This window comes from Aestuariibius violaceus (assembly GCF_040779325.2).
GTDB lineage: Bacteria > Pseudomonadota > Alphaproteobacteria > Rhodobacterales > Rhodobacteraceae > Aestuariibius > Aestuariibius violaceus.
Window position 1 is genome coordinate 166,167 of the sequence record NZ_JBFONT020000002.1, and the last position, 11,329, is coordinate 177,495.

Genomic DNA, 11,329 nt, shown 5'->3' on the forward strand with positions numbered 1-11,329 from the left:
GGGTCTCTCTTACGTTTCGTTTGCCTGCTTATCTGCGCGATTGCCCGCCTCTATCAAGGGCTTGCTGAGCGGGTGGTGGTCGAGGACGAGGTCGCGCAGGCGGGCGTCGAGGACGTGGGTGTAGATCTCGGTCGTCGAGACGTCGGAATGGCCGAGGAAGGTCTGGATCGTTCTGAGGTCGGCGCCGCGGCCCAGCAGGTGGGTCGCGAAGGCGTGGCGAACGACATGGGGGCTGACCTTGGCGGGCGGGATGCCGGCGGTGACGGCGAGGTCTTTCAGGATGCCGTGGAGGCGCTGGCGGGTCAGGTGGCCTTTGCCGCGGCCGGAGGGGAAGAGGTGGGGTGCGGGCGGGCGGCGGTCCTGGCGGGTCTTGTCCTCTTCACGCTCACGGTGGGTGAGCCAGGCCGCGAGCGCTGCGCGGGCGGGCGGTGAGAGGGGGACCATGCGATCCTTGTCGCCCTTGCCGCGGATGAGGAGCATCTTCGGGTCGCCCTTGGCCGCCGCCATGGTCAGCGAGACAAGTTCGGTGACGCGCATGCCGGTTGCGTAAAGCAGTTCGAGGAGACAGGTGTTTCGGAGGCGGTCCGTTTCCGTCCGGCCGGTGGTGCGGGCGGCGGCGAGCAGGCGGTCGACGTCGTCTTCGGTCAGCGTCTTCGGCAGGCGTTTCGACTGGCCGGGGCCGGAGATGTCGACGGCGGGATTGTCGTCGCGCAGACCTTCCTCGACCGCGAAACGGTAGAGCTGCCGGATGGAGGAGAGGCGACGCGCGCGGGTGGCTTTGGAGAGGCCGGAGGCCTCGCAGTCGATCAGATAGTCGGTGATCGTCTGGGTGGTGGCCGTTTGAAGGTCGTCTTTCCGCCGGTCGAGCCAGGCTGCGAAATCGCGCAGGTCCCGGCCGTAGGCGAGGAGCGTGTTTCGGGAGGCCCCAAGCTCGGCCGCTTGAGCGTCGAGGAAGACCGATATCCAGCTGTCCGCGCTGTGCCGGGTGGAGGTCACACCGGCTGCCGCAGGATGAGGAGCTGGAGCGCGGATTGGCGGGCAATGTCTTCCAGCCCGACATAGAGGAGCGTGGCAAGCCCATCGGTGACCTTCTGTGGATCACCGGTGCGGCCGTCCTCCATCAGGCTGATCGTGTGGAGGAGCGCCTCGCCCAGCTTGCCGGCATCAGCGAGCTGGGTGAGCTCTGCGGGGGCCGCGCTGCCGCTGAAGGCATCCGCGATTGCACGGGCCAGCGGGTCGGTTGGGGTGTTGACGTCCGACAATCGACCACGGGCGATGGCCTGCAGGAACGGATCGGCGGCTGCCGCAGCACCGCCCGGACGGACGGCAAGTTCGTAATCTGTGCCGAGAAGAGCGATCTCGCCTGCGATGTCGGCGGCCGGGCCGGTCAGGCCGACCTCGGAAAGCGGCGCGCCATATTGCCGGGCGAAGGCGAAGGAAGCGCCGATTTCGCCCATCGCCTCCCAGGCGGGTGGGAGAGTTTGCGCGATCGCGTCTGCGTCTTCCTCCTTGAGCGCCTTTTCGAACGCCTGGAACGCGGCGACCCGGTCCCAGACGCCGCCCGAGGCGGCGGGGCGGCGGCTTTGATAGGTGCCGAAGAAGCGGTTGGGGGCAATCGCGCCGGCCTGGATCAGACGCTCTGCCGCGGCAAGCTGGGGGCGCCAGCCGTTCGTGGCGCGCAGGTCTGCCGCGACGAAGGCGCGGGGCAGGTCGGTGGTGTCGAGCGCCTCGCCGATCGCCTCGTAGAGACGGAAGGTGAGCGGCGTGGGACGCGCGGGGCGGGGCAGGGGGTCACTGATTTCGGCCAGGTCGGGGTCGAGGAAGCGGGCGAGCAGGTCGTCCTCTTCCGCGGTCAGATCGCCGATGGCGCGCCCGCTGTTGAGCGTCAGCGCGGCGGCGGGCCAGTCGCCGCTGCGGGCGAGGCAGAAGACGCGCGCTTCGATCGTGGGGGCCAGATCGGGCGTTTCGAGGAGGATGCGGCAGGCGCTGTCTTCGGTTCCGTTCAGCAGGGCCACATCGAAGAGGCGGCGGAAGGTGCGCGGGTCGGGCTCTGGCACGCCGTCGAGGAGCGCCTGGGCCGGTTCGAGCGCGCCGATATCGAGCAGCTTGTCGACGCGCGCGAGGAAGAAGCGGGCGTTGGGGCCGGAGCCAAGCGGCGGGTCGGCCTCGGCCAGCAGCAGCGTCTGGAGCAGGCCCTGCATCGCCGGAAGCGCCTCAACCGGCTGGGCCGTGACGAGACGGCTGAGCGTGGCGGGATCGCTGGCCGCCCAGAGCGAGCGGGGCAGGCCGGACTGCGCGGACGACAGGAGGCCGACGCTGTCGGCCGACGGCGCGTCGAGCGGCGTGACCTCGATCGGGGAGACGGCGATCGCCGAGGCCGGCGGCGGCTCGAGCGGGAGCGGCTGGGCAAGCCCCATGGTTTCGACGCTTTCGCTCAGCCAGTCGATCGCGGAAAGCGGCGCCCCTTCCTGTTGCGCGGAAGCGACGCTCGCGGCTGATCCGAGTGTCAAAGCGAGGAGTGTACGCATGGAAATCCTATTCCAGATCGAGCGTGACCGGCTCGCTGACCTCTTCGCTGGGTGCCACGAAATCCTCGGGCGTCACGATCGGGCCGATATAGGCATAGCCAATGAACACAACGGCCCCCAGGATCAGGAGGTACAGTAAGAACTTGATCAGACGCCACATTTTCGCGACCTTCGACTGCTCGATCTTCTTTTGCGCACCTTATATATGGCCTTATCGGCAAGATCACGCCATGGAAGATCGGATTTTTGCATTAGGCGGTGGCGCGCCGACCGGGGAAACGTGGGACAGGCACTGCTCAAGACCGTAGCCCTTGTGGGCATGATGGGGTCGGGCAAGACGGCGATTGGCCGGTCTTTGGCCGCCCGTCTGGACGTGCCGTTCCTGGACACGGATGCCGCGATGGAAGAGGCGGCGCAGGCCACGGTTCCGGAGATCTTCGAGCGGGACGGGGAGGCGTTTTTCCGGGCCCGGGAGGCGGAGGTGATCGAGCGGCTGCTGGACGGGCCGCCCGCGATCCTGTCGACCGGGGGCGGGGCGTTCCTGGCAGAGCGGAACCGGCGGGCGATTTCGGCGAAGGGACTTTCGGTGTGGCTGAAGGCGGATCTGGATCTGCTGTGGGAGCGGGTGCGGCACAAGGATACGCGACCGCTTCTGCGGGTGGCCGATCCACGCGGGAGGCTGGCGAGCCTTCTGGCCGCGCGGGAGGAGCATTATGCGCAGGCCGATCTGGTCGTGGAGGCGGACCCTGATTTTTCGATCAGCGACATGACGGACCGGGTTTTGGCTGCCATCCGCGCGCATCCCGGCATATTGGAGGCGGCATGAGCCTTCCTGTTCACGACCGCGTCCATGTGGACCTGCACGGCCGCGCCTATCACATTCTGATCGGGCCGGGTCTGCTGGGATCTGCTGGCGAGGCGATTGGCCCGCTTCTGGCGCGCCGCCGGGTCGCGGTGGTGACGGACGAGGCGGTGGCGGAGGCGCAGCTTGAGGTGCTTCTGGCGGGTCTGGCGGCAGGCGGGATCGAGGCCGATGTGCTGAGGCTACCGCCCGGCGAGCAGACGAAGGGCTGGGCGGAACTGACGCGGACGGTGGAGTGGCTGCTGGACCGGAAGGTGGAGCGGCGCGATGTCGTCATCGCCCTGGGCGGGGGGGTGATCGGGGATCTGGTGGGGTTTGCCGCCGCGATCCTGCGGCGGGGCGTGCGCTTCGTGCAGATCCCGACGAGCCTGCTGGCGCAGGTCGACAGCTCTGTCGGCGGGAAGACGGGGATCAATTCGCGCCATGGGAAGAACCTGATCGGCGCGTTCCATCAGCCCTCGCTGGTGCTGGCCGATACGCAGAGCCTTGCGACGCTGCCCGACCGGCAGATGCGGGCGGGTTATGGGGAGGTCGTGAAATACGGGCTGCTGGGCAATGCGGAGTTCTTCGGCTGGCTGGAACAGAACGGTGCGGCGGTGCTGGCGCGGGAGCCGGCGGCGCTGCGCCATGCGGTGCGGGTGTCCTGCGAGATGAAGGCGGGGATCGTGCGCCGGGACGAACGGGAAGAGGGGGAGCGCGCGCTTCTCAATCTGGGGCATACGTTCTGTCATGCGCTGGAGGCGGCGACGGGCTATTCGGATCGGCTGCTGCACGGGGAGGGGGTCGCGATCGGCTGTGCGTTGGCCTTCGATCTGTCGGCCCGGCTGGGGCGGTGCCCGCAGGAGGACCCGAGCCGGGTGGCCGCGCATCTGGCGGCGCTTGGCCTGAAATCCTCGCTTGCCGATATCGCGGGGGACTTGCCGGATGCGGACGGGCTGCTCGACCTGATGGCGCAGGACAAGAAGGTCGTCGATGGCAAGCTGCGGTTCATCCTCGCCGACGGGATCGGCGAGGCGGTGATCGCCGGCGACGTTCCGCCGGCGATGGTACGTGATCTTCTGTCGGACGCGCTGGCCGCGCGGCCTTAGAAAGGGATCTCGTCGTCCAGGTCGCTGCCTGCCGGGGCCTGGTCGCCATACCCGCCACTGCTTTGTCCACCGCCATAGCCGCCAGACGATGACTGGCCGCCGCCGTAATCCCCGCCGCCGCCGCCGCCTTCGCCGCGGCCGTCGAGCATCGTCAGCTCGCCCTTGTAGGGGCGCAGCACGACCTCGGTCGAGTAGCGGTCGGCGCCGGACTGGTCCTGCCATTTGCGCGTCTCGAGCTGGCCCTCGATATACACCTTGGAGCCCTTCTTCAGGTACTGCTCGGCCACGCGCGCCAGCGGTTCGGAGAAGATGGCGACGGAGTGCCACTCGGTCCGCTCGCGCCGTTCGCCGGTGTTGCGGTCCTTCCAGGTTTCCGAGGTCGCGATCCGCAGATTGACGACCTTGCCGCCGTTCTGGAACGTGCGCACCTCCGGATCGCGGCCGAGATTGCCGATGATAATGACTTTGTTGACGGATCCGGCCATCGGAGGCTCCCCCTTCATTCTTCGAATCTGCTCACCTTGGAGCGCGACCTTACATGATGCGAACATCGTTAACAGACCCCTAAGGCGGGCGCTTGGGGGTTTTCGCCCTCGCCAAAGGCGGTATAGTCCCGCGCAGTTCGGGACGGGGCGGAGTTTTTCGGGAATGCATTTGAGGACAGTGATGGTCGCAGCCGTTTTGGCGATCTTTGCGACCGATGCCATTGCGCAGCAGGTGTCTACGCGGTCGCGGACGGCGTTGTTCAAATCCCAGACATCAGTATTGGACGGGCGGGCGGCGCAGCAATATTCGAATTCGGTGCGTTTGCAGCCGCCGCGGGTGGACATCCCCTATGGTGGGCAAAGCAACGTTGCCTATTCGGGGCGGTATCGCGGCCAATACCTCGACATGGCGCGGGCTGCGGCACGGCGGCACGGGATCCCGGAGGATCTGTTCGCGCGGCTGGTCCAGCAGGAAAGCAACTGGAATCCGCGGGCGCGGTCGCACAAGGGCGCGATGGGGCTGGCGCAGCTGATGCCCGCTACGGCGCGCTATCTGCGGGTCGATCCGAACGATCCGGCGCAGAACCTTGATGGCGGGGCGCGCTATCTGGCCGAGCAATACCGGACCTTCGGGTCGTGGCGGCTGGCGCTGGCTGCCTATAATGCCGGGCCCGCGGCGGTACAGCGGCACAATGGAGTGCCGCCTTACCGCGAGACGCAGAATTACGTGCGCATCATCCTCGGCAGTTAAGCTGACTGAGCGTGGGCCTTGGCCTTGCTCGCGAGACTTTGGATGTCGTCGCCCGCGGCCTTCGGGACGATCCGGTAGGCGGCGTTGACGAAGCAGAAGAGCGAGAAGCCTGCGAGGCCGACGCAGAGGATCGTCACGAGGATCTGGCCGTAGATCTGTCCGGAAAGCCAGGAGAACGCCCGGTCGAGCCCGCCGGCCTGCGACGGATCGGCCTGCAGGGCGGCGACGACGAGGAAGACCCCGATGATCGTCACGGTCACGCCCTGGGCCGCGACGCCCGCCTTCAGCGCGAGGTTCCAGTTGCGGGTGAAATGGTTCGCCTCGAGCTTTTCCCGGTATTCTTCCTTGTAGGCCTTCTTGAGGTAGTAGAGCCCGGCGCCGACCGTGATGGCGCCCGCGATGCCGACGATCCAGATGCCCGCGGGGAGCGACATGACCTGACCGGTGAATTCCGCGATCTTGGAGCCGCCGCCGCTTGAGGCGGCACTCAGCATGATGGCGAAGACGGCGAAGCCGAGGGCGCCGTGGATCAGGCCGGTGACGATCTGCCCGGTGCGGGCGATGGCAGCCTTGGCGCCGGTGCCTTCATCTTCCAGATCGTAGAGGCCGCAGACCACGCGCCAGAGCATGTAGGCCAGAAGGCCGATCCCGATGGCGATAAGCGCCGCGGTGCCCCAGGCCGATTGTTCGAGCTGTGCGAGGGCCGCGCTGGTGCCCTGCGCCTCTCCGCCCTGCCAGATGGTGTAGAGCGAGATCCCGGCGACGGCGAGGTAGACCAGGCCGCGCCCGGCATAGCCCGCCTGCATCATCGGGATGGCCCATCCGAAATCGCGATCCTGCATATGCATTCTCCCCTCACTGACAACCTGAGGGGGGAATGCCTTTGTCGGCCAGATCGTTCCGCCGCTATTCGGCGGCGATTTTGATCACCGGCTCCATCTCGGCCATCTGATCGTCGGTCAGATGGCACTTGATCTGCAGACCGTCCGCCATGGTCTTGATCGGCGGCACCTCGGTTTCGCATTTGTTTCCGGGGACTTGGCTCTTCCAGCGGCAGCGGGTCTGGAAGGGGCAGCCGGGGGGCGGGTTCATGGCCGAGGGAATGTCGCCCTCAAGCACGATGTGCTTTTTCTGGACCCGGGTGTCGGCGATGGGGACGGCCGACAGAAGCGCCTCGGTATAGGGGTGATAGGGCGGGGAGAAGACCTGTTCGGTCGTGCCGAGTTCGACCACGTGGCCCAGATACATGACCATGACGCGATCGGCGAGGTAGCGGACGATCGACAGGTCGTGGGAGATGAAGAGAAGCGTCGTCTTGTGCTCCCGCTGGATCTCCATCAGCAGGTCGGTGACGGCGGCCTGAACCGAGACATCGAGGGCCGAGACGGGTTCGTCGGCCACCACGATCCGGGCATCACCGGCGAAGGCGCGGGCGATGCCGACGCGCTGTTTCTGCCCGCCGGAGAGCTGGCGGGGCATCCGGCCGGCGAATTCGCGGGGGAGTTTGACGAGGTCGAGAAGCTGGAGCATGCGGTCGCGCCGCTCGCCCTCGCTGCCTCCGACGCCGAAGATTTCAAGCGCGCGCATGATCTGGCGGCCGACGGTCATGGAGGGGTTCAGCGTGTCGAACGGGTTCTGGAAGACCATCTGGATGTCGGCGATGGTGCCCGTGTCACGGTCGGCGATCGCCGTGCTGCCGATTTCGCGGTTGTCGATGATGACGGAGCCTTCGGTGGCCGTCTCGAGCCCCATCAGGACCTTGGCGAAGGTGGACTTGCCGCAGCCGGATTCTCCAACGATGGCAAGGGTTTCGCTTTCGCGAGCCTCGAAGGTGAGGGACTCGTTGGCCTTGACGACCTTTGTGTTGCCGCCGCCGGTGAGAGCATTGGCGGAGACCTGATAGTACTTTTTCAGATCGTCGATCCTGAGGATGACGTCGCCCGGTTCCGCACCCGCTTTGCCGTCGCTGCCGAGGGGGATCATCGACCAGTCGATTTCCTCGTGCCTCAAACACCTTGTGCGGTGGCGTTCATCCCCCGCGACCCGGTCCATCGGGATCGTCTTGGCATCGCAGCGGCCGGCGTCGAAATAGTCGCAGCGGGGGCCGAAATTGCAGCCGGGGGGGCGTTCGTGGGGGAAGTTGCCGGGGATGGCGACGAGGGGCTTGGCGTTCTTGTCGGCGCCGGGCAGCGGGATGGAGCGGAAGAGGGCCTGCGTATAGGGGTGGCGCATCTTGTCGAAGACGTCTTCGATGGAGCCCGTTTCGACCGCTTCGCCGGAATACATCACGCAGATCCGGTCGCAGGTTTCGAGGACTAACCCCAGGTTATGACTGATGAAAAGCATCGAGGTGCCGTATTTGCGGCCGAGTTCCTTCACCAGCTCGACCACCGCCGCCTCGACCGTGACGTCGAGCGCGGTGGTGGGCTCATCAAGGATCAGGAGGGAGGGTTTGGACATCAGCGCCATGGCGATGACGATGCGCTGTTGCTGGCCGCCCGACAGCTGGTGGGGATAGGCGTCGAGGATGCGCTTGGGGTCGGGCAGCTTTACATCGGTTACGACCTCTAAGGCCCTGTTATACGCCTCTTTTTCCGAGGCGCCCTCATGGATCATGGGGACTTCCATCAGCTGTTTGCCGATCTTCATGGCCGGGTTCAGGGAGGCCATCGGTTCCTGATAGATCATCGCGATTTCGGAGCCGCGGATATGGCGCAGTTCCTCTTGCGAGAGGGTGCTGAGGTCGCGGCCCTTGTACTTGATCGTGCCGCCGACGACGCGGCCGTTGACGCCGAGATCCTGCATAACCCCAAGCGCCACCGTGCTTTTTCCGCATCCGGATTCGCCGACGAGGCCCATCGCCTCGCCCGGGAGGACGCGAACGGAGAAGTCCATGACGGCGGGGATTTCGCGCAGGCGGGTGAAGAACGAGATCGACAGCTGGTCGATTTCAAGGATCGGTTCGGCGTTTGGGTCGGTCATTAACACTCACTCATCTGGGCCGATTTGGCCCTGCGGCATTCGGGCGGCATCCGGTCGGCATTACGTCGGAGGGGAACGAACGTTCCGGTCGTTAATCTTTAAGGCTTTCCTCCCGCAGGCCGTCCGCCAGAAGGTTCAGCCCGAGGACGAGGGTCAGCAGCGCGATGGCGGGTGGCAGGGCCGGGTGGGGGTAGATCGACAGGAGCTTGCGGCCTTCGTTGATGGTCGACCCCCAGTCGGGGCTTTCGGGCGGCAGGCCGAGGCCGAAGAAGCCCAGGGTGCCGAGCAGGATCGTCGTGTAGCCGATGCGCAGGCAGAAATCGACGATGAGGGGCCCGCGGACATTCGGCAGGATCTCCCACAGCATGATGTACCACGACCGCTCCCCCCGGGTCTGGGCGGCGGCGACGTAATCGCGGGTCTGGATGTCGAGGGCGAGGCCGCGGACGATCCGGAAGACGGTGGGCGAGTTCACGAAGACGACCGAGACGAAGACGGTGAGGATACCGCCCGGCACATCGAAGAGGTCGAGACCGCCCGGCATGAAATTGAGCGGCGTGCCGCGCTGGCTGATCACCGAGAGGTAGAGCCAGATGAGAGGCACAAGGACACAGGCGAGGATGATGAGATTGGCCTGCGGCCGGGTCCGGTAGCGGGAGTTGATCAGGACCGCGCAAAACATGGGCACGAAGATGAAGAGGACGGCGGCCATGTAGCTGGGAATGCCGGTCTGCACGATCTCGGGCGTGACCAGCAGATAGAAGAGCAGGATGACGGGGAAGGCCAGGATCAGGTTGGCGACGAAGGTCAGGAGCGTGTCGAGCTTGCCGCCGAAATAGCCCGCCGGCAGGCCCAGCGTGATGCCGACCATGAAGGCGAAGACCGTGGCCAGCGGGGCGATCTGGATGACGATCCAGGAGCCTTCGACCATGCGGGAGAACACGTCGCGCGACAGGTTGTCCCCGCCGAGCAGGTAATGGGCGCCCGGCGCCATTTCGGTCGCGTCGGGAAGGGGCATGCCCGGTACTTCGTTCTTCATGCCCGAGGCGATGCCGAGCGGGTCGTGGGTCAGGATCATGTCGAGCGGGCCGCCGAAGATGCCGGCGAAGACCCAGAACATGACCAGACCGAAGCCCACCATGCCGATCGGGCTGTCGAAGAGTTTGCCGTAAAGGCCGAGCCTGCGCTTGAAGGTGATCGACAGGGCGAAGGTCGCGACAAGCGCGATCCAGACCGGCAGGAAGCGGGCCGCCATGGCGCCGATGATCCCGCCGGTGCCGTAGGGCGTGACGATCCCGCCGACGATATAGGCGAGGACGACGAGGATCAGGCCGAGAAAGCTCCACTTCATCGCCTCGCCCGCCCATTCGCGGGGGCCGCGGCGGACGGTGAGCGTGCCGTCGGGATTGGCCACCGTTTCGCCTTCGGCGGTGACGAAGCCGAGAACGATCTGCAGAAGGGCCGTGGCGAGGAATGCCGCGGCGAAGAAGGCAAGGGCGGGATCCAGGAAATTCCCGAGCTCTCCGGTCCAGGTAAGCGGTTCCATCATGATCCTCCTACGAAATCCGGATGCGCGGGTTGAGGTAGACGTAGCCGATATCCGAGATCAGCTGGGTCAGCAGGACGACGATCACCGAGACGATCGAGACGCCGAGCAGTAGTTCGATATCGTTGTTCGAGGCGGCCTGGACGAGCGTCCAGCCGAAGCCCTTGTAGTTGAAGAGCGTCTCGACGATCACGACGCCGTTCAGGAGCCACGGGAATTGCAGCATGATCACCGTGAAGGGCGCGATCAGCGCGTTCCTTAGCGCGTGTTTGACGACGATGTTGGGGAAGGACACGCCCTTGAGCCGGGCGGTGCGGATGTATTGGGCCGTCATCACCTCGGTCATCGAGGCGCGGGTCATGCGGGCGATGTAGCCCATGCCGTAAAGCGCGATGGTCAGGACCGGCAGGGTGAAGTTGGCCCAGGTGATGTCGTCCATCGCGCTGGTCGCCGTGCCCTTGAACCATTTGAGGCCGACGGCCGACGACGCGAAGACGGCGATGAAGATGACGCCCGAGACGTATTCCGGCGTCGCCGTCGAGATGATCGACACGGTCGAGAGCGAGCGGTCGGTGCGGCTGCCCTCGCGCATGCCGGCCAGCACGCCAAGGAGCAGCGCGCCGGGGACCATCACGCACATCACCGCCAGCATCAGCCAGCCGGTGAGGCCAAGCCGGGTGCCGACGATTTCGGCGACGTTGTCGCGGAAGACGGTGGAATAGCCCCAGTCGCCCTGCAGGACGCCGCAGAAGCGGTCGGCGTCCTCGGGCGCCTGGCCCGGGTCGATGCAGCGGCCGCGGATCTGACCGTCGGAGCCTTCGATCACATAGCCGGGCAGGACGCCCAGCCATTGGCCGTACTTGACCGGGAGCGGGTCGAGGTAGCCGCGATTGTCGAGCCAGGTCGTAACCTCCGCATCGCTCATGCGGTTGTTGGCCTGGGTTTTGGCGAGCTTTTCGAGATTGGGGTAGAGGTTCGTCAGCGCGAAGACGATGAAGGTCAGGCAGAGCGCGGTCAGGATCATGATCCCGAGCCGTCGCAGGATGAATAAAGCCATCTTTTCCCCTGTCTGTCAGACGCCTTGCGC

At 66.1% G+C, this 11,329-nt stretch carries 11 protein-coding genes; 3 read left to right on the forward strand and 8 right to left on the reverse strand.

Translation table 11 applies throughout. From position 1 onward, the window contains the following. Nucleotides 1-9: 9 nt before the first annotated feature. From AADZ90_RS07960 to AADZ90_RS07970, 3 genes are read right to left on the reverse strand one after another with little or no spacing between them, the layout of a single operon-like run. The gene (locus AADZ90_RS07960) at nt 10-996 is read right to left on the reverse strand and encodes a site-specific tyrosine recombinase XerD (RefSeq protein WP_367312724.1); all 987 of its coding nucleotides are present in this window, start codon (nt 994-996) and stop codon (nt 10-12) included. Continuing rightward, nucleotides 993-2,528: a hypothetical protein gene (locus AADZ90_RS07965; RefSeq protein ID WP_367312723.1), complete on the reverse strand. Its 1,536-nt coding sequence runs from the start codon at nt 2,526-2,528 to the stop codon at nt 993-995. The genes AADZ90_RS07960 and AADZ90_RS07965 overlap by 4 nt, the downstream gene beginning before the upstream one ends. Before the next feature lie 7 nt (nt 2,529-2,535). Then, nucleotides 2,536-2,688 (reverse strand): hypothetical protein, encoded by a 153-nt coding sequence (locus AADZ90_RS07970; protein WP_367312722.1) that lies wholly within the window; start codon nt 2,686-2,688, stop codon nt 2,536-2,538. A 120-nt stretch (nt 2,689-2,808) separates the two neighbouring features. Here AADZ90_RS07970 and AADZ90_RS07975 point away from each other — a divergent pair, with 120 nt between their 5' ends. Further along, entirely contained in the window at nt 2,809-3,354 is a 546-nt protein-coding gene (locus AADZ90_RS07975; RefSeq protein WP_367312721.1) for a shikimate kinase, read from the forward strand. Further along, on the forward strand, nt 3,351-4,478 hold the full coding sequence (gene aroB / locus AADZ90_RS07980) for a 3-dehydroquinate synthase (protein WP_367312720.1): 1,128 nt from the start codon (nt 3,351-3,353) through the stop codon (nt 4,476-4,478). Before AADZ90_RS07975 ends, aroB begins: the two co-directional genes overlap by 4 nt. On the opposite strand, the gene ssb is transcribed toward aroB, so the two are convergent. Further along, nucleotides 4,475-4,963 carry a single-stranded DNA-binding protein gene (gene ssb, locus AADZ90_RS07985; protein ID WP_367312719.1) on the reverse strand — a complete coding sequence of 163 codons (489 nt, stop codon included), beginning with the start codon at nt 4,961-4,963 and terminating at the stop codon, nt 4,475-4,477. The genes aroB and ssb overlap by 4 nt on opposite strands. A gap of 181 nt (nt 4,964-5,144) precedes the next feature. On the opposite strand from ssb, the gene AADZ90_RS07990 reads away from it, so the two are divergent. Further along, a complete protein-coding gene (locus AADZ90_RS07990) occupies nt 5,145-5,714 on the forward strand; it encodes a lytic transglycosylase domain-containing protein (protein WP_367312718.1) in 570 nt (189 codons plus the stop codon). On the opposite strand, the gene AADZ90_RS07995 is transcribed toward AADZ90_RS07990, so the two are convergent. From AADZ90_RS07995 to AADZ90_RS08010, 4 genes are all read right to left on the reverse strand, one after another. Next, nucleotides 5,711-6,556, reverse strand: a complete 846-nt coding sequence (locus AADZ90_RS07995; RefSeq protein WP_367312717.1) for a DUF1206 domain-containing protein — start codon at nt 6,554-6,556, stop codon at nt 5,711-5,713. The two genes, AADZ90_RS07990 and AADZ90_RS07995, sit on opposite strands and share 4 nt — an antisense overlap. Before the next feature lie 64 nt (nt 6,557-6,620). Further along, a complete protein-coding gene (locus tag AADZ90_RS08000; RefSeq protein ID WP_411996975.1) occupies nt 6,621-8,696 on the reverse strand; it encodes a dipeptide ABC transporter ATP-binding protein in 2,076 nt (691 codons plus the stop codon). Between the two features lie 91 nt (nt 8,697-8,787). After that, nucleotides 8,788-10,242 carry an ABC transporter permease gene (locus AADZ90_RS08005; RefSeq protein WP_367312051.1) on the reverse strand — a complete coding sequence of 485 codons (1,455 nt, stop codon included), beginning with the start codon at nt 10,240-10,242 and terminating at the stop codon, nt 8,788-8,790. Between the two features lie 10 nt (nt 10,243-10,252). Beyond that, entirely contained in the window at nt 10,253-11,299 is a 1,047-nt protein-coding gene (locus AADZ90_RS08010) for an ABC transporter permease (protein WP_367312052.1), read from the reverse strand. Nucleotides 11,300-11,329: the final 30 nt, after the last annotated feature.